General features: G+C 71.7%; 16 protein-coding genes. 3 read left to right on the top strand and 13 right to left on the bottom strand.

What is annotated here, in order from left to right:
• Positions 1-29: 29 nt before the first annotated feature.
• Positions 30-1,007: an LLM class flavin-dependent oxidoreductase gene (locus ACFY8W_RS22445; protein WP_391107886.1), complete on the top strand. Its 978-nt coding sequence runs from the start codon at positions 30-32 to the stop codon at positions 1,005-1,007.
• A 46-nt stretch (positions 1,008-1,053) separates the two neighbouring features.
• On the opposite strand, the gene ACFY8W_RS22440 is transcribed toward ACFY8W_RS22445, so the two are convergent.
• The 4 genes from ACFY8W_RS22440 to ACFY8W_RS22425 all read right to left on the bottom strand — a co-directional run bounded on the left by ACFY8W_RS22440 (position 1,054) and on the right by ACFY8W_RS22425 (position 7,467).
• Entirely contained in the window at positions 1,054-2,487 is a 1,434-nt protein-coding gene (locus ACFY8W_RS22440; RefSeq protein ID WP_391107884.1) for a sugar porter family MFS transporter, read from the bottom strand.
• Positions 2,488-2,800: 313 nt separating this feature from the next.
• Positions 2,801-6,361: a chromosome segregation protein SMC gene (gene smc / locus ACFY8W_RS22435; protein ID WP_391107881.1), complete on the bottom strand. Its 3,561-nt coding sequence runs from the start codon at positions 6,359-6,361 to the stop codon at positions 2,801-2,803.
• Positions 6,362-6,562: 201 nt separating this feature from the next.
• Entirely contained in the window at positions 6,563-6,781 is a 219-nt protein-coding gene (locus ACFY8W_RS22430) for a hypothetical protein (protein WP_365348954.1), read from the bottom strand.
• A gap of 404 nt (positions 6,782-7,185) precedes the next feature.
• On the bottom strand, positions 7,186-7,467 hold the full coding sequence (locus ACFY8W_RS22425) for an acylphosphatase (RefSeq protein WP_391107878.1): 282 nt from the start codon (positions 7,465-7,467) through the stop codon (positions 7,186-7,188).
• 198 nt (positions 7,468-7,665) lie between these two features.
• On the opposite strand from ACFY8W_RS22425, the gene ACFY8W_RS22420 reads away from it, so the two are divergent.
• Positions 7,666-8,514: a CAP domain-containing protein gene (locus ACFY8W_RS22420; RefSeq protein ID WP_391107876.1), complete on the top strand. Its 849-nt coding sequence runs from the start codon at positions 7,666-7,668 to the stop codon at positions 8,512-8,514.
• A gap of 84 nt (positions 8,515-8,598) precedes the next feature.
• Here ACFY8W_RS22420 and ACFY8W_RS22415 read toward each other — a convergent pair whose 3' ends face one another.
• A complete protein-coding gene (locus ACFY8W_RS22415; protein ID WP_391107873.1) occupies positions 8,599-9,183 on the bottom strand; it encodes an NAD(P)H-dependent oxidoreductase in 585 nt (194 codons plus the stop codon).
• A 133-nt stretch (positions 9,184-9,316) separates the two neighbouring features.
• Here ACFY8W_RS22415 and ACFY8W_RS22410 point away from each other — a divergent pair, with 133 nt between their 5' ends.
• Positions 9,317-9,703 carry a winged helix-turn-helix transcriptional regulator gene (locus tag ACFY8W_RS22410; protein WP_391107871.1) on the top strand — a complete coding sequence of 129 codons (387 nt, stop codon included), beginning with the start codon at positions 9,317-9,319 and terminating at the stop codon, positions 9,701-9,703.
• A 165-nt stretch (positions 9,704-9,868) separates the two neighbouring features.
• Here the strand turns inward: ACFY8W_RS22410 and mutM are convergent, their stop codons facing one another.
• From mutM to recG, 8 genes are all read right to left on the bottom strand, one after another.
• Positions 9,869-10,756 carry a bifunctional DNA-formamidopyrimidine glycosylase/DNA-(apurinic or apyrimidinic site) lyase gene (gene mutM / locus ACFY8W_RS22405; RefSeq protein WP_391107868.1) on the bottom strand — a complete coding sequence of 296 codons (888 nt, stop codon included), beginning with the start codon at positions 10,754-10,756 and terminating at the stop codon, positions 9,869-9,871.
• Between the two features lie 124 nt (positions 10,757-10,880).
• A complete protein-coding gene (gene rnc / locus ACFY8W_RS22400) occupies positions 10,881-11,651 on the bottom strand; it encodes a ribonuclease III (RefSeq protein WP_391107865.1) in 771 nt (256 codons plus the stop codon).
• 19 nt (positions 11,652-11,670) lie between these two features.
• Entirely contained in the window at positions 11,671-11,844 is a 174-nt protein-coding gene (gene rpmF / locus ACFY8W_RS22395) for a 50S ribosomal protein L32 (protein WP_030195083.1), read from the bottom strand.
• A gap of 2 nt (positions 11,845-11,846) precedes the next feature.
• Positions 11,847-12,452 (bottom strand): YceD family protein, encoded by a 606-nt coding sequence (locus tag ACFY8W_RS22390; protein WP_391107862.1) that lies wholly within the window; start codon positions 12,450-12,452, stop codon positions 11,847-11,849.
• Positions 12,453-12,610: 158 nt separating this feature from the next.
• The gene (locus tag ACFY8W_RS22385) at positions 12,611-13,693 is read right to left on the bottom strand and encodes a cell division initiation protein (RefSeq protein ID WP_391107859.1); all 1,083 of its coding nucleotides are present in this window, start codon (positions 13,691-13,693) and stop codon (positions 12,611-12,613) included.
• A 109-nt stretch (positions 13,694-13,802) separates the two neighbouring features.
• Positions 13,803-14,294 carry a pantetheine-phosphate adenylyltransferase gene (gene coaD, locus ACFY8W_RS22380; RefSeq protein ID WP_391108288.1) on the bottom strand — a complete coding sequence of 164 codons (492 nt, stop codon included), beginning with the start codon at positions 14,292-14,294 and terminating at the stop codon, positions 13,803-13,805.
• 26 nt (positions 14,295-14,320) lie between these two features.
• The gene (rsmD, locus tag ACFY8W_RS22375; RefSeq protein ID WP_391107856.1) at positions 14,321-14,902 is read right to left on the bottom strand and encodes a 16S rRNA (guanine(966)-N(2))-methyltransferase RsmD; all 582 of its coding nucleotides are present in this window, start codon (positions 14,900-14,902) and stop codon (positions 14,321-14,323) included.
• Between the two features lie 82 nt (positions 14,903-14,984).
• Positions 14,985-17,213 carry an ATP-dependent DNA helicase RecG gene (recG, locus tag ACFY8W_RS22370; protein ID WP_391107854.1) on the bottom strand — a complete coding sequence of 743 codons (2,229 nt, stop codon included), beginning with the start codon at positions 17,211-17,213 and terminating at the stop codon, positions 14,985-14,987.
• Between the last annotated feature and the right edge of the window lie 19 nt (positions 17,214-17,232).

Raw genomic sequence — 17,232 nt, 5'->3', positions numbered from 1 at the left:
CACGACGCATCCGTGGAGGGGGACTTCCCATGCCGTTCACCGTCGTCCGCTTCAACCTCGTCGACCCGCACGCCGATCCGGTCTCCCTCTCGGCCCGCTACCGGGCGGCCCTGGAGATGGCGGCGCACGCGGACGCGCACGGCGTGGACACCGTCCAGACCGAGGAGCACCACGGCGCCGCCGACAACTGGCTCCCCTCCCCCTTCGCCTTCGCGGGCGCCGTCTTCGGCGCGACGAAGAGGATCGCGGTGACCGTCTCGGCGATCATCGGGCCGCTGCACGACCCGCTGCGGCTCGCGGAGGAGATCGCCGTCCTGGACCTGCTGAGCGGAGGCCGGCTGGTGACGGTGGCCGGGATCGGCTACCGGCCGGAGGAGTACGAGCAGCGCGGCGTCGACTGGGGCCGCCGCGGCAGGCTCCAGGACCTGCTCCTGGAGACCCTGCTGGCCGCCTGGTCCGGCGAGCCGTTCACGTACCGGGGCCGTACGGTACGGGTCACCCCGCGGCCCTTCACGCAGCCCCATCCGCCGCTGCTCGTCGGCGGCTCGTCGAAGGCGGCGGCGCGGCGGGCGGCCCGGCTCGGGCTCCCGCTGTTCCCGAGCGCGCACCTGCCGGAGCTGGAGACGTACTACCGCGAGCAGTGCGCCGCGTTCGGCACGGAGGGCTGGACGATGATGCCGGCGCGCGAGACGCCGCTGCTGCACGTCTCGGAGGATCCGGACCGGACCTGGGCGGAGCACGGGGAGCACTTCCTGCACGAGGCCCGGACCTACGCCTCCTGGCAGTCGAAGGACATCCGCTCGGCGGTGCGTTCGGCGGCGGCGACGGTGCCGGAGCTGCGCGCGGAGGGCGTGTACCGGGTGGTGACCCCGGAGGAGTGCGTGGCGCTCGGCGGGGAGCTCGACAGTCTGGTGCTGCATCCGCTGTGCGGCGGGATGCCGGTCGAGGAGGGCCGGCGCAGCGTGCGGCTGTTCTGCGAGAACGTACTGCCCCGGCTCAAGGCGTAGGCCTCGGGCCGGGGCAGTTCCGTGGGTGAGGAGAGGGCAGCGGGGTTTAGCCCATCTCCTCCAACGCCTTGCCCTTGGTCTCCTTCACGTACCTGAGCACGAAGGGGATGGAGAGCACGGCGAAGACCGTGTAGATGACGTACGTGCCGGAGAGGTTCCAGTCCGCGAGGGACGGGAAGCTCGCGGTGATGGCCCAGTTGGCGATCCACTGCGCGGAGGCGGCGACGCCGAGGGCGGCGGCGCGGATGCGGTTGGGGAACATCTCGCCGAGGAAGACCCAGACGACCACGCCCCAGGAGAGGGCGAAGAAGAGCACGAAGACATGGGCGGCGACGAGCGCCACGACGCCCTGCGTGGTGGGCAGCTTGCCGTCGACGAGGTCGGCGGAGAAGGCCCAGGCCTCGAACGCGAGGGCGATCGCCATGCCGACGGAGCCGACGAGGGCGAGCGGCTTGCGGCCGACCCGGTCGACCAGGACCATCGCGATCACCGTGCCGACGATGTTGATGATCGACGTGGTGAACGAGTAGAAGAACGAGCTCGACGGGTCGACGCCGACGGACTGCCAGAGCGTCGCGGAGTAGTAGAAGGCGACGTTGATGCCGACGAGCTGCTGGAAGACGGAGAGTCCGATGCCGACCCAGACGATGGGCAGCAGCTTCGACTTGGTGCCGGCGACCAGCAGGTCCTTGAAGGTGGACTTGTGCTCGCTGCGCATGGCCCGGTCGATCTCGGCGACGCGGCGGTCCAGGTCGACGCCGTGGCCCTCGACCTCGGCGAGGACCTCCTTGGCCCGGTCGATGCGGCCGACGGAGATGAGGAAGCGCGGGGACTCGGGGATCGCGAACGAGAGCAGACCGTAGAGGACGGCGGGAAGGACCATCACGCCGAGCATCCACTGCCAGGCCTCGATGCCGCCGATCTCGCCGCGCTGGTCGCCGTCGGCGAGGTTGAGGATGCCCCAGTTGACCAGCTGGGAGATGGCGATGCCGATGACGATGGCGGCCTGCTGGAAGGAGCCGAGGCGGCCGCGGTACGCGGCGGGGGCGACCTCGGCGATGTAGGCGGGGCCGATCACGGAGGCCATGCCGATGGCGAAGCCGCCGACGATCCGCCAGAAGGCCAGGTCCCAGAGGGCGAAGGGCAGCGCGGAACCGACGGCGCTGACGGCGAAGAGCCCGGCGGAGATCTGCATGCAGCGGATGCGGCCGATGCGGTCGGCGATCCGGCCGGCGGTGGCGGCGCCGATGGCGCAGCCGATGAGGGCGATGGCGATGACCTGCGCGAGGGCCGCGGAGCCGATGTCGTAGCGGTCGCGGATGGCCTCGACGGCGCCGTTGATGACGGAGCTGTCGTAACCGAAGAGGAAGCCGCCCATCGCGGCCGAGGCCGTGATGAAGATGACGTGTCCGATGTGGTCCGGATGGGCCGCTCGGCCTTCGGACGAAGGCGGTGTGGGCGCCTGCGCGGTGCTGGTCACGGGGGACTCCTCGGGGCTCCGGCAGCGTCGCCGGTGCGGTGGGGGGCGAGCCCTTCCAGTGGGGCACAACTTCACGCCGCGCACCACTTGAAGGTAAAAGCAACGTTGCAGAGACTATGCCTTCAGGTTTCGAAGTCAATACCTGATGTCGTATGACTTGAAACGCACTACGGGATGCCTTGTGTTCACAAGTTGAATTGATCTTGGGATGGGACGAACGGGCCGCACCGGCTCGTCGGACAAGGAGGGCCGGTGGAGGCGACGGCCGGTGGACGGGCGCGTCGGGCGGGGACGGCCGGTGGACGGGATCCGGTCAGCGCAGCCGCTGGCTTATGACCTTCGAGACGCCGTCGCCCTGCATCGACACGCCGTACAGCGCGTCGGCGACCTCCATCGTCCGCTTCTGGTGCGTGATGACGATCAGCTGCGAGGACTCCTGGAGCTCCTGCATGATCCGGATCAGCCGCTGGAGGTTGGTGTCGTCCAGTGCCGCCTCGACCTCGTCCATCACGTAGAACGGGCTGGGCCGCGCCTTGAAGATGGAGACCAGCAGCGCCACGGCCGTCAGCGAGCGCTCCCCGCCGGACAGCAGCGAGAGCCGCTTGACCTTCTTGCCCGGCGGACGGGCCTCGACGTCGACGCCGGTGGTGAGCATGTTCTCCGGGTCGGTGAGGACCAGCCGCCCCTCGCCGCCCGGGAAGAGCCGCGAGAACACTCCCTCGAACTCACGGGCCGTGTCCCGGTACGCCTCGGTGAAGACCTGCTCGACCCGCAGGTCCACCTCCTTCACGACCTGAAGGAGGTCCGCCCTGGTCTTCTTCAGGTCCTCCAGCTGCTCGGAAAGGAACTGGTGCCGCTCCTCGAGCGCGGCGAACTCCTCCAGTGCGAGCGGGTTCACCTTGCCGAGCTGCTGGTACGCCCGTTCGGCTGCCTTGAGCCGCTTCTCCTGCTCCGAACGGACGAAGGGCCGCGGCTGGTTGCGCGGGTGCCCGGGGTCCTCGGGCAGCTCCTCGCCCTCGGCGGGCGGAGACGGCGGTACGGGCTGGTGGGGGCCGTACTCCTCGACGAGCGCGGCCGGCTCCACGCCCAGCTCCTCCAGCGAGCGGGCCTCCAGCTGCTCGATCCGCAACCGCTTCTCGGCGCCCAGGACCTCGCCCCGGTGCACCGAGTCGGTGAGCTTGTCCAGCTCCGCCTTGAGGTCGCGGCCCCGGCCGCGGGCGGCCGCGACGTCCTGCTCGCGGGCGCGCTTCGCCGCGTCGGCGAGCGCCCGTTCCCGATCGGCGCGGGTCAGCGAGACCTCGACGTGGGCGAGCAGCTGGCGGGCGCCCGACGCGACCGCCGCGGCCACCGCCGCCTCGTGGCGCAGCCGCGCGCGGCGCTGCTCGGCGCGCGCCCGCGCCTCGCGCTCGGCACGGGCCGCCCGGTCCAGGGAGTCGGCCCGGCCGGCGAGGCCCTTGACCCGCTCCTCGTGGGTACGGACCTGGAGGCGGGCCTCCATCTCGGTCTGGCGCGCGTTGGAACCGTCGATCGCGAGACGGTCCCGCACGGACGTGTCGGGCTCGTCCGCCCCGCCTTCCCCGGAGGAGGCGTTCTCCTCCGCCACGAGCAGCCGCTCGGTCAGCTCCTCCGCCTCGGCCAGCGCCTTCTCCAGGGCCTCCGCGGCGCGCGCGGCCGCGGCGGCGGTGCGCTCGGCCTCCCCCGCCGCTCCCCTGGCCTGCCCGGCGAGCCGCCCGAGCCGCTGCGCCACGGCCGACTTCTCCCGGTCCGCGGCACGCCGCCGCTCGCCCAGCTCCTCCACGAGACCGGCCGCGGCACGCCGCCGCTCGACGGCGGCCTCCTTCGCCTCCTCCAGCTCCCGGCACCGCACGTCGAGCCCGGCGAGCTCGGCCGCCGCCTCGTCCACGGACGCCTGCACCTCCAGCAGACTCGGCGCCCCGGCGGACCCGCCCTGCGCGACATGCGCCCCCAGCAGGTCGCCCTCGGCAGTGACCGCGACGAGCCCCGGGTGCGCGCGCACCACGTCCACGGCCTGGTCGAGCCCGTCGACGACCACGACGTCCTGGAGCAACCGGCCCACCGCGCCCATGAGTTCGGCCGGTCCGGTGACCAGCCGGGCCGCCGGGACGGCGCCGTCGGCGGCGGGCTGCCCGGCCGGCTCTCCGGCCCCCGCGATCAGCAGCGACGCGCGGCCCGCGTCCTGCTTGCGGAGCAGGCGCAGGGCCTCGGCCGCCGTGGCCGGGTCCGTGACGGCGAGGGCGTCGGCGGCGGCGCCCAGGGCGGCGGCCACGGGAACCTCGTAGCCGGGAGTGACGGTCAGCAGTTCCGCCGCCGGGCCGAGGAGGCCGGTGAGGCCGGCGGCGAGCAGGGCGCCCGTGCCGTCCTTGCGGCGCAGACCGAGGGCGAGCGCGTCGTGGCGGGCGCGGGTCGCGGCCCGGGCGCGGTCGGTGTCGGCGGCGGCCTCGCGGGCCGTGGTGAGCGCGGTCTCGGCGTCGGCGAGTTCGCGGCGGGCGGTCTCGTGGCGCTCGGCCAGCTCGGTGTCGTCCGCGTCGAGGCCGTCGACCTCGGCCTTGAGCTGCTCGTACTCCTCCTGCGCGGCCACCGCGCGCTCGTGGGCCTCGTCGCGCGCGGCGGCGAGCCGGTCGATCTCGGCCTGGGCGGAGGCGGCGCGCGAGCGGGCCGCGTTGACCTGGCCGTGCAGCCGGGCCAGGCCCTCGCGGCGGTCGGCGATGGCGCGGGCGGCGTCCTTGAGGCGGCGCTCCTCGACGGCGAGGGCGCGTTCGAGCTCGGCGCGGTGGGCGACGGTGTCCTCGAGGGCGCGCTCGGCGGCTTCGAGCGCGGCCTCCAGTTCGGCCTCCTGCTCGCGGATCCGGGCGGCCTCGCGCTCCATGTCCTCCGGCTCGCGGCCCCGCCGCTCCTCCGGCGGCTGCGCCGTGGCGCTCTTCACGCGCGCGTCGGCGAGCGAGACCGTGCCGCGGACCCGCTCGGCGAGCTGCGACAGCTCGTACCAGGTCTGCTGGGCCCGCTGGAGCCGGGGCGCGAGCCGGCGCACCTGGTCCTCGAGGTCGGCCTCCTTGGCGAGCGCCGCCTTCAGTTCCGCCTCGGCGGCCTCCTTGCGGGCGAGCAGCGCCGCCTCGTCGGCGACCTCCGCCTTCAGTGCCTCCTGGAGGCGTACGAGGTCGTCGGAGAGCAGCCGGAGGCGAGCGTCGCGCAGGTCCGCCTGGATGACGGCGGCGCGCCGGGCGACGGCGGCCTGCCGGCCGAGCGGTTTGAGCTGGCGGCGCAGCTCGTCGGTGAGGTCCTGGACGCGCGCCAGGTTGGCCTGCATCGCGTCGAGCTTCCGCAGCGCCTTCTCCTTGCGCTTGCGGTGCTTGAGGACGCCCGCGGCCTCCTCGATGAAGGCGCGGCGGCCCATGGGATCGGCGTGCAGGACGGAGTCGAGCTGGCCCTGGCCGACGATGACGTGCATCTCGCGGCCGATGCCGGAGTCGGAGAGCAGGTCCTGGATGTCGAGCAGCCGGCAGGTGTCGCCGTTGATCTGGTACTCGCTGCTGCCGCCGCGGAACATGATCCGCGTGATGGTGACTTCGGCGTAGTCGATGGGCAGCGCGCCGTCGGAGTTGTCGATGGTCAGCGAGACCTCGGCGCGGCCGAGCGGGGGCCGCCCGGTCGTGCCGGCGAAGATGACGTCCTCCATCTTGCCGCCGCGCAGCGACTTGGCCCCCTGCTCCCCCATGACCCAGGACAGCGCGTCCACGACGTTGGACTTGCCCGAGCCGTTGGGCCCGACGACGCAGGTGATTCCCGGTTCGAACCGCAGCGTGGTGGCGGAGGCGAACGACTTGAAACCGCGGAGCGTCAGGGCCTTGAGGTGCACGCCTGCGGACTCTACCCGGGGTCTCGGGTTTCACCCATGAAGGTGCAGGGCACACCCTCAGCCAAGGGGGATGGGACATGGGGGCAGGGGGCTGCGCGAGAAAAAAGAGGTGCGCAAGAAAGAAGGGACGCCGGAGCGTCCCTTGCATATCCAGCTGTGCTGGCGAGAGTGTTTCTCACCTGGCCCCTCGGGGCTGAGACCTCAGGTGAGCGCAGGCTCCGCCTTGGTGACGTCGAGATCGATGCTGTCCAGCAGCGACTCTCCCGTGTGCTGAGCGGCGGCAGCGGTGAGCGCGTCGTTCTCGGACTGGATCCGGACAAGCTCGGATTCCAGGTCCTGGACGCGCTGCTGAAGCCGTCGCATCTCGGCGAGGAGTCGCGGGTCGGAGCCGCCGACGTAACCGAGAAGCGCCTTTGCCATGATGGATGGTCCTCCACACTGAGTGACCGACCGAAGCGGTGTGGGTCGTGAGGGATTCGCACCCGCGGTGCTCGACCGTGCTCTTTGTCGTGCCCGTTCTCACGGTCGAACAGCTAAGGTGCGCGGGGCTTCCAGAGTCTCACCAAAAAGTTTGACGGTCAACACGATCACGCCCTGCATCGAGGGGTCACCGGGGGGCCTGCGGCCGCGGGAAGGGCGGCGGCGCCTCGCAACTCGGTGCCCGAGGGGCGTGGAGATCATCCTTACTCGCGCAGCCTGGCACGGCAAGCGCTTCTTGGCAACCACCAGGCCGTTTTCGCTTCCGCGACCGTTCACCGCACCCCCGTCCGAGACCGTTCGAAGCCGTCGGACCGGGGTGCGCGAGGGGTCTCGGGGGCGGAGCGTCAGCGGATGGCGAAGGTCTCGTAGCCACCGCGCGGGGTGGCCCAGATCTCAGTGACTCCGTCCACGCGCCCGGGCGTGTCGTCGGAGCGCAGCCAGTCGAGCAGACGGTGGCAATTCTCACTCGGCCCCTCGGCCACGACCTGGACCCGGCCGTCGTCGAGGTTCAGGGCGAAGCCGACGAGCCCTCCGATCTCCAGCGCGTTTGCCCTGGTGAACCAGCGGAAGCCCACTCCCTGTACCCGGCCGCGCACCCAGGCGGTCATCCGTACGTCGTCAGTCATGCCTGCACGCTAACGGGCGGATTACGGAAGGAGCACGTCAGCCCGGCGTGTCATGGCGTACAGTCCGTGCGGAACGGGGCTCACCCGATCGGCGGAGCCGGTTCGACGGCTTCTCCGGAGGCCCCGCGAAAGCAAAGATCAGCAAACACCGCAGTTCAAGGGTCCGGTTCAGAGGTTCAGAGGTCAGGAGGCGAGCGGATGGGACGGCATCGCGGCGAACGGCGCGGAGCGCCCGTACGCACCGGGCTGCTCGGCATCTCCGCGGCGGTCGCGGTCGGTGCGATCGGTGTCGCCTCCGGCCTGCTGCCCGGCGGCGAGACGTTCTCGGTCGGCAACACCGGCAAGGAAGCCCCGCGGGTGGAAGCGGAGCGGCAGGCCCCCAGCCTGACCACCCAGGGCGGCTCCTCGGTGTCCCCGGCGGGCCGGGCGGCGGACCCGGACAGCGGTACGGGCAAGGCCAGGGCGAACGGCAAGGCCGCCTCGCCCTCGGCACCCCCGTCGCCGAAGCCCGCCCCGGCCAAGACCGTGACCCCGAGCCCGAAGCCCTCGAAGCCCAAGGCCAGGGTCACTCCCGCGCCCACGCCCTCGAAGACGGCCCGGCCGACCCAGGCCCCGGCCACCGTCGTCCCGCCCTCCCCGTCCACCATCGTCCGCAGCGTCTCCGAACGGGAGCAGGCCGCGGAGGCCGAGGTGGTGCGCCTCGTGAACCTGGAGCGCGCCAAGGTCGGCTGCGTCGCGGTCCGCTCGGACGCCGAGCTCGCGGCCCTGGCCGGCGCCTTCAGCGCGGACATGGCGGCACGGAACTTCTTCGACCACACCGACCCCGACGGCGACTCGCCCTGGACCCGCGCCCAGCGGGCGGGCGTCATGAACCTCGGCGGCGAGAACATCGCCCGCGGCCAGGTCGACGCCGCCGCGGTGATGAAGTCCTGGATGGCCAGCGACGGCCACCGCGCCAACATCCTGAACTGCGACTACAAGACGCTGGGCGTGGGCGTCCACTTCGCGGACGGCGGTCCGTGGTGGACCCAGGACTTCGGCTTCTGAGCCCCGCGCCGGCACCGCCCGCGCGAAAGGGCCCCGTCACCTTCCCGGTGACGGGGCCCTTTCGCGTCGCACGGGCCGGCCGGATCAGGCCGCGGCCCTCCCGAGCGCGAAGGTGCGGGCCGTGCCGGCGACCCGGCGGCCGAGGTGCTCGGCGGTGGCGATGTCGGCCTTGTGGACGCCCTCGGGGCCCAGGTCGTTGTGGGTCTGGGCGGCGGCGCCGGAGAAGAAGCCGAGGCGGTTGATGTCGTTCTCGGAAGCCTCGCTGGTGTTCCAGCCGGGCTTCAGACCGAGGTTGACCCAGGTCATGCCGTGCTGGCCGGCGAGGGTCTGGAAGAACTGCAGGGTGTGCAGCTTGTCGCCGCTCTTCGAGGCGGAGTTCGTGAAGCCGGCGGCCAGCTTGTCCTGCCAGGCGTCGGTGAACCAGCGCTTGGAGGAAGCCTCGGCGAACTGGTGGAAGGCGCCGGACGCGGTGCCCATGTAGGTGGGCGAGCCGAAGACGATCGCGTCGGAGCCGTCGAGGAGCTCCCACTGGGCGTCGGTGATCTCGTCGACCTTGATCAGGTGGACGGTCGCGCCGGCCTCGGCGGCACCGTCACGGACCGCCTCGGCGAGGACGGCGGTGTGGCCGAAGCCGGAGTGGTAGGCGATGGAGACGACGGGCGTGGTCATGGAAGGACTCCTCGGCGGAAGGGGGCGAAGACGGCAGGGGAACGCCAAGAAGTAGAGCACTAACTTTTGGAAAGCGCAATAGATTGGTTAGCGCTTCCTGGCACACAGCGCTGCGCGCGCGTATGGTAGGGACATGACTGACGACCTCGCCTACGACGTGTTCGCGAAGTCCTGCCCTTCGCGGGGCACGCTGGAGCACGTGACCGGCCGCTGGGGCATCCTGATCCTGGGGGCGCTCCACGAAGGCACGTTCCGCTTCAACGAGCTGCGGCGCAGGGTCGACGGCGTGAGCGAGAAGATGCTGTCCCAGACGCTGCACGCGCTCGAACGCGACGGCCTCGTCCACCGCGACGCCCAGCCCACCAATCCCCCGCGCGTCGACTACCGGCTCACGCCGCTCGGCCGCGAGGTCGCCGAGCAGCTGCTCGGCCTGATCCACCTGGTCGAAGGCCGGATGGACCAGGTGCTCGCCGCCCGCGAGAGCTACGACAACGGTTGGCCGGCGACCGTCACGCCGTAACGCCGATCACGCCGTACCGCCTGTCGAGCCGTACCCTCTGGCAGGTCCCACCACCGATGCGGCCGTACCGCCTGGCATACAGGACCGCCTGTCATGCCCGGTGCCGATCACCTCGCGGCGCGTGAGACCGTCACGCGTACGAGCCTGAGGCCACGCCCGCGCGCGTCAGACCGTGACGCGGGGCGGGCGCTGGCAGCGCGGGCAGAAGTAGCTGGAGCGGTTCATCCACGGGCGCCTGCGCATCGGCGTGCCGCACCGCCGGCAGGCCTCGCCCTCCCGCCCGTACGCGTCCAGCGACCGGTCGAAGTAGCCCGACTCCCCGTTCACGTTCACGTACAGGCTGTCGAAACTCGTGCCGCCGGCCGCCAGCGCCGCGTTCATCACGTCCCGGACGTGGCCGAGCAGCTCGGCCGCGCGCGGCCGGGTCAGCGTCGCCGTCGGCCGCTCGTAGTGCAGCTTCGACCGCCACAGCGCCTCGTCCGCGTAGATGTTGCCGACCCCGCTGATGAGCGACTGGTCGAGCAGCGCCCGCTTGACCGTGGTGCGCCGCAGCCGCAGCGCGGTGGCGAAGGCCGCGTCGTCGAAGGCGGGATCCAGCGGGTCGCGCGCGATGTGCGCGATGACGTCCGGGAGCCCGTCGGCGCTGTCCGGGGCGGTGTCGTGCAGCGAAAGACCGCCGAAGGTCCGCTGGTCGACGAAGCGCAGCTCGGTCCCGGCCGAGCCCGCGGCCCCCGCCGCGTCGTCGAAGCGGATCCGGATCCGCAGGTGCTTCTCGTCCGCCGCGTCCTCGGGCTGCACCAGCAGCTGGCCGCTCATCCCGAGGTGGCCGAGCACGGACGCCTCGCCGTCTTCGAGCGGCAGCCACAGGTACTTGCCGCGCCGCCGGGCGATCCCGAAGCGCCGGCCCTTCAGCCGTGCCGCGAAGTCCGCCGCACCCTCCGGATGGCGCCGGACGGCCCGCGGGTGCAGGACCTCCACCTCGGCCACGGTCCGGCCCGCGACCCACCGCTCAAGACCGCGTCGTACGACCTCGACCTCGGGCAACTCGGGCACGGGACTCCTCCGGACGGCTCTCTTCGGCTGATGCCCGCAGCCTACAACCGCCCGCACACGTCGGTGCCCCCGTCCCCTGGGCAGGGGACGGGGGCACCGTCGGAACGAAGGAGGAAGCGAAAGGTCAGGCCGGGGCCTGGTCCTCGGAGGCGTTCTCGGCCGCGGCCTTCGCCGCAGCCACCGCACGCTCGTCCGCGGCGGCGCGGATCTCGCGCCACGCGGACTCCGCCGCCTGCTGCTCCGCCTCCTTCTTGCTGCGGCCGGTGCCGGTGCCGTACGAGACACCACCGACGCGGGCAGCAGCAGTGAAGGTCTTCTCGTGGTCCGGCCCCTCCTCGCTGACGAGGTACTCCGGAACGCCGAGCCCCTCGGCCGCGGTCAGCTCCTGGAGGCTGGTCTTCCAGTCCAGGCCGGCGCCGAGGTTCGAGGACTTCTCGATCAGCGGGTCGAAGAGCCGGTGCACCAGCTCGGACGCCGCGTCGAGGCCCTGGTCGAGATAGACCGCGCCGATCACCGCTTCGAGGGTGTCGGCGAGGATGGACGCCTTGTCCCGGCCGCCCGTACCTTCCTCGCCCCGGCCGAGCCGGATGAACGAGCCAAGGTCGAGGCCGCGGCCCACGTCCGCCAGTGCACGCGAGTTGACCACCGCGGCCCGCAGCTTGGCCAGCTGGCCTTCGGGCAGGTCGGGGTGGGTGCGGTACAGCGTGTCCGTGACCACCAGGCCGAGCACCGAGTCCCCGAGGAACTCCAGCCGCTCGTTGGTGGGCAGACCGCCGTTCTCGTACGCGTACGAACGGTGGGTGAGCGCACGCACCAGAAGGGCGGACTCGAGCTGATACCCGAGCCGCCCTTCCAGAAGCGTGTGGGACGAGGCCGAATTGACGTGGTCAGACATCGTGCCTCTCACCGGCCCCTCAGACGGAGAGGACCTGGCGCTTGTTGTAGGTGCCGCAGCTCGGGCACGCGATGTGCTGCTGCTTCGGCTCCTGGCAACGCTCACACGAAACCAGGGGGGTGACCGCAGCCTTCCACTGCGACCGGCGGTGGCGCGTGTTGCTGCGCGACATCTTCCGCTTCGGAACAGCCACGGCTACTTCTCCTGCTTCTCGTCGACACCGGATGCGGCATCGCTCATGTTGTCCTTCTCGTCGGCTCCCAGTGAACCGGCGAGTCCCTGCAATGCCGCCCAACGCATGTCGACGGCGTCATGGTGGTGGTCCGGGTTGTCGTTCAGGTTGATTCCGCACTCGGAACACAGACCTTCACAGTCCTCCCGGCACACCGGCTGCATGGGCAGTGCGAGCACCACCGCATCGCGCAGCACGGGCTCGAGGTCGAACATGCCGTCCTCGAGGGGAATCATGTCCTCGTCGTCCTCGGCTTCGTCGTCCGCGGCCGCCTTGCTGCGGCCCCGGTCGTCGGAGTCGGGGTACGAGAACATCTCCTGGAAGTCCGCGTCGAGCTCCAGCTCGACGGGCTCCAGACACCTTACGCACTCCCCCTCGGCCGATGCACGGGCGGTGCCTGTGACAAGCACCCCTTCCATGACCGACTCGAGACGGAGCTCGATCTCCACCGGGGCACCCTCGGGCACCGCGATGACCCCCGCGATCCCCAGGTCCCTGGGGGCGTCGACCGTGCGGGAGAGCCGCTGCATGGCACCAGGACGCCGCCCCAGCTCGTGCGTGTCGAACACGAGGGGGTTGCGATGGTCGAGGCGCGTGCTCAGGGTTCTTCCTGCTTTCGGATCGTTCAGAACGTGAGGGGCCGCCTTGCGAGGGCAGCACTGATCGCGGACATACGCGCGACCGAACAGCCAGAATACTGGACGCTTCGCTCAGGGCCCAATCCGGGTCAGCGACCCTGCTCGTAGCGGCGCAGCTGCTCCAGGTCGATCATGCTCGTGTCGAAGAAGCTGGTCTCGTCCAGGGCGGCGGTCTGCGGCTGCTGCTGGACGTGGGGCTGCACCTGCGGCTGCTCGTAGCCGTACTGCTGCTGGTAGGCGTAGGGGTCGGCCTGAGGCGCGGCGTACGGGTCCGCCTGCGGCGCGGCGTAGACCGCTCCGGTGGAGCCGGCGCCGGAGTACGGGTCCTGGACGGGCTGCTGGTAGCCGTACGGGTCCTGGACGGGCTGCTGGTACCCGTACGGGTCGGGCTGGGCCTGCTGGGCCGGGATCGGTACGGACCGGGGCTCGGCGGCCGGCTCCGGGTCGGCCAGCTCCGCGAGGCCCGCCAGGTAGTCGGCGTCGCTGGTGTGCAGCGGGTTGCCCGCCGCGTCCTGGGCGGCCATGTGCTCGCCGAGGGCGTCGCTGGCGATCCGGCCGTGCAGCTTCTGCCGGCCCCGGCCGACCGCTTCCAGGGTCTTGCTGAGGACGGCCTCGAAGGCTCCCAGCTTGGCGTCCACGTAGGTGTCGGCCCGCTGGATCAGGGTCTGCGGGTCCGCGCTGTACTCGGGGGCGTCCTCGTCGGCGTAGCCGTCCGCGTCCACGCCCGGGCCCCGGCCGAGGAGCTTCTCGCGGCCGCGGTCGACGGAGGCGATGGTCTTGTTGAGGACGACCTCGAAGTTGGCGAGCTTGGAGTCGACGTAGTCGTCGGCCTCGGCCCGGATCTCCTCGGCCTCCCGGCGGGCCTCGCCCAGGATCCGCTCGGCCTCGTCCTGCGACTGGCGGGCCACCTGGGTGTCGGAGATCAGCGAACCGCGCTCGGCGTGGGCGGCCTCGATGATCCGCTCGGCCTCCATCCGGGCCTGCTCGACCATCTGCTCGCGCCCGCCGAGCAGCTCCTGCGCCTGGGCGAGGGAGCCGGGCAGGGCCTCGCGGACCTCTTCGAGCAGCGCGAGCAGCTCGGCCCGGTTGACCACGCAGGACGCCGACATGGGCATGGAGCGGGCGCTCCGGACCGTCGCGACGATCTCGTCGAGCTTCTTCTGCACGTCCACCGGTGCTCGCCACTCTCTACAGCTGGATGGAGACGGACGGGACGACTGTAAGGCCAGTCGGCCCCTGTCCGGGACCAGGTGACGGAGCGTCAGCGGCGGTGGCCGGCGGTCACCGCCCCGAGCGCTTCTCGGCGAGCCGCTCGGTGAGCCGGGAGAGCACCGCGGCCGGCACCAGGTGGGAGACGTCGCCGCCCCAGGCCGCGACCTCCTTGACCAGGGAGGACGACAGGAAGCTGTACGTCGGGTTGGTGGGCACGAACAGCGTCTCCACGCCCGAGAGGCCGTTGTTCATCTGGGCCATCTGCAGCTCGTAGTCGAAGTCGCTGACGGCCCGGAGCCCCTTGACGATGGCGGGGATGTCGCGCTGCTTGCAGAAGTCCACGAGCAGGCCGTGGAAGGACTCGACCTCGACGTTGCCGAAGTCGGCGGTGACCTCGCGGATCAGCTCGATCCGCTCGTCGACCGTGAACAGGCCCTGCTTCGACTGGTTGATCATCACCGCGACGTGCACGACGTCGTACAGCTTGGAGGCGCGGGCGATGATGTCGAGGTGTCCATTGGTGATCGGGTCGAACGACCCGGGACAGACGGCGCGGCGCAACTTGGTTCCCTCGCTCTCCGGTCCGGTCATCGTGCGTCTTCGCACGTAGAGGCGGCGCGACCGTACCAAAACGTGCCTTCGCCGTAACGACGGGCCCGCAGGGCTGCGAAGCCGTCCGGCCAGCCGAACTCGCCGCCGCGGGTGCTGCGCTCCACGGTGACGAGGGCATCCTCGGCGATCCAGCCCCCCGAGCGCATTGTGAGGAGGATCTCCCGAAGATCGTCGTCGGGGACGGCGTACGGCGGATCGAGGAAGACCAGGTCGTACGGCTCGGCCGGCGCCGGGCCCGTCACGATCTGCTCCGCTTTGCCGGTACGGAACTCGGCGCCGGGCAGTCCGAGCGAGCGGATGTTCTCGCGCACGGTGCGGGCGGCGCGCTGGTCGGCCTCGACCAGCAGGGCGTGGGAGGCGCCGCGGGACAGCGCCTCCAGGCCGACGGCTCCGGAGCCCGCGTACAGGTCGGCGACGCGGGCGCCGGCGAGGCCGTGGAAGGACTCCCAGGTCGAGAAGAGGCCTTCCCTCGCCCGGTCTGAGGTGGGCCGGGTACCGGTGCCCGGGGGCACGGCGAGTCGGCGTCCGCCGGCGGTGCCGGCGATCACGCGGGTCATCTGGGGTCCTCGTCATCCATAAGCCGTTGCGTAAGCAATAGCTTAGGGCGGCCGGGGCGGGAGGGAGACGGCCGTGCGGCGGTCAGCCCTTCTCCAGGTACTCCTCCCGGTCCTTGTCCAGGAGCGCGTCGAGCGCGGTGCGCAGCGCGGGGTGGGCGGTGAGGCCGGGGTCGGCGAGGACGATCGCGGTGGCCTCCTCGCGGGCGGCGGCGATGACCTCCTCGTCCTCGATGACGGTGAGCACCCGCAGCGAGGAGCGGACGCCGGACTGTGCCTGGCCGAGGACGTCGCCCTCACGGCGCTGTTCGAGGTCGATCCGGGAGAGCTCGAAGCCGTCGAGGGTGGCGGCGACGGCGTTCAGCCGCTGCCGCGCGGGGCTGGCCTCGGGCATCTCGGAGACGAGCAGGCAGAGACCGGCGGCGGAGCCACGGCCGACGCGGCCGCGCAGCTGGTGGAGCTGGGAGACGCCGAAGCGGTCGGCATCCATGATCACCATGGCGGTGGCGTTGGGCACGTTCACGCCGACCTCGATGACGGTGGTGGCGACCAGCACGTCGGCCTCGCCGGCGGCGAAGCGGCGCATGACGTCGTCCTTGTCGTCGGGGTGCATACGGCCGTGCAGCACCTCGACCCGGAGCCCGGCGAGCGGACCGGCCCGCAGCTGCTCGGCGACCTCGAGGACGGCGAGCGGCGGCCGCTTCTCGGCCTCGTCCTCGGGACTCGCCTTCTTCCCGGTCTTCCGGTCCTCCTCGTCGCCGATGCGCGGGCACACCACGTACGCCTGGTGCCCGGCCTCGACCTCCTCGCGCACCCGCTCCCAGGCACGGGCGAGGAAGTGCGGCTTGTCGGCGGCGGGCACGACGTGGCTGGCGATCGGGGAACGGCCGGCGGGCAGCTGGTCGAGGACGGAGGTCTCCAGGTCGCCGAAGACGGTCATCGCGACCGTACGGGGAATGGGCGTGGCCGTCATGACGAGCAGGTGCGGCGTCCGCTTTTCCCTCTGGGAGTGCCCCTTCCCCCGAAGCGCGTCACGCTGCTCCACGCCGAAGCGGTGCTGCTCGTCGACGACGACCAGGCCGAGGTCGTGGAACTGCACCTTGTCCTCGATCAGCGCGTGCGTCCCGATGACGATCCCGGCGTCGCCGCTGACCAGGTCGAGCAGCGCCTGCCGTCGCGCGGCGACGCCCATGGAACCGGTGAGCAGCACGACCTTGGTGGCGTGCTCGGCCCCGCCGAGCATGCCGCCCTCGGCGAGGTCGCCCATCATCTCGGTCACCGACCGGTGGTGCTGCTGCGCGAGCACCTCGGTGGGCGCGAGCATCGCGGCCTGCCCGCCGGCGTCGACGACGGCGAGCATGGCGCGCAGCGCCACCAGTGTCTTGCCCGATCCGACCTCGCCCTGGAGGAGGCGGTGCATGGGGTGGTCGGTGGCGAGGTCGTCGAAGATCTCCTTCGAGACCTTCTGCTGGCCGTCGGTGAGGGTGAAAGGGAGCCGCGCGTCGAAGGCGGTGAGCAGGCCGTCGGGGGCGGGGCGGCGGGCGACGGCGGGGAGCTGGGTGTCGGCGTGGCGTCGGCGGGCGAGGGCGACCTGGAGGACGAAGGCCTCGTCCCACTTGAGGCGGTCGCGGGCGTCGGCGATGTCGGCCTTGGTGTGGGGCCGGTGGATGCGGGTGAGCGCGTCGGGCAGCCCGGTGAGGCCGCGGCCCTCGCGCAGGGCGGGCGGCAGCGGGTCGACGAGGCCCTCCCAGCCGGTGGCGGCCATGGAGTCGAGGGCGATGCCGACGGACTGCTCGATGGTCCAGGACTCCAGCTGCTTGCAGGCCGGGTAGATGGGCAGCAGCTCGCTCGCGAAGGCCTTGACGGTCTCGGTGCTGTCGTCGGCGTCGAGGAGCTTGTACTCGGGGTGGGCGAGCTGGAGGCGGCGGTTGAAGACGCCGACCTTGCCGGCGAACATGGCGCGCCGGCCGGGCAGCAGTTCCTTCTGGTGGAAGTGGACGGTGCGGCCGAAGAACACCAGCTGCATCCGGCCGCTGCCGTCGGTGATGGTGACCTCCAGGCGCTGGCCCTTGCCGCGCCCGCCCTTGTTGAAGGTGTGCACGCGCGCGTCGGCGACCTGGGCGACGACGGTGACGTGCTCGTCCAGCGGCAGGTCGGCCAGCGCGGTCAGCTCGCCGCGCTCGGCGTACCGCCGGGGGTAGTGGTGGAGCAGGTCGCCGACCGTGTGCAGGTCCATGTGCTCGGCCATCACCTTGGCGGTGGCGGCGCCGAGCAGCTTCTTGAGTGGTTCGTCGAGCGCAGGCACGCGATCCATTGCACACCACGTGACTGAC

Source organism: Streptomyces sp. NPDC012637 (genome assembly GCF_042954805.1).
Classification (GTDB): domain Bacteria; phylum Actinomycetota; class Actinomycetes; order Streptomycetales; family Streptomycetaceae; genus Streptomyces.
This window is presented reverse-complemented; position numbering and strand designations above follow the sequence as displayed.

Coding starts and splice junctions, on each gene's coding strand:
- ACFY8W_RS22410 (WP_391107871.1), top strand. CDS start 9,317: ATGACTGACGACCTCGCCTACGACGTGTTCGCGAAGTCCTGCCCTTCG.
- rsmD (WP_391107856.1), bottom strand. CDS start 14,902: ATGACCCGCGTGATCGCCGGCACCGCCGGCGGACGCCGACTCGCCGTG.
- ACFY8W_RS22415 (WP_391107873.1), bottom strand. CDS start 9,183: ATGACCACGCCCGTCGTCTCCATCGCCTACCACTCCGGCTTCGGCCAC.
- ACFY8W_RS22430 (WP_365348954.1), bottom strand. CDS start 6,781: ATGGCAAAGGCGCTTCTCGGTTACGTCGGCGGCTCCGACCCGCGACTC.
- ACFY8W_RS22420 (WP_391107876.1), top strand. CDS start 7,666: ATGGGACGGCATCGCGGCGAACGGCGCGGAGCGCCCGTACGCACCGGG.
- ACFY8W_RS22445 (WP_391107886.1), top strand. CDS start 30: ATGCCGTTCACCGTCGTCCGCTTCAACCTCGTCGACCCGCACGCCGAT.
- ACFY8W_RS22425 (WP_391107878.1), bottom strand. CDS start 7,467: ATGACTGACGACGTACGGATGACCGCCTGGGTGCGCGGCCGGGTACAG.
- rnc (WP_391107865.1), bottom strand. CDS start 11,651: ATGTCTGACCACGTCAATTCGGCCTCGTCCCACACGCTTCTGGAAGGG.
- recG (WP_391107854.1), bottom strand. CDS start 17,213: ATGGATCGCGTGCCTGCGCTCGACGAACCACTCAAGAAGCTGCTCGGC.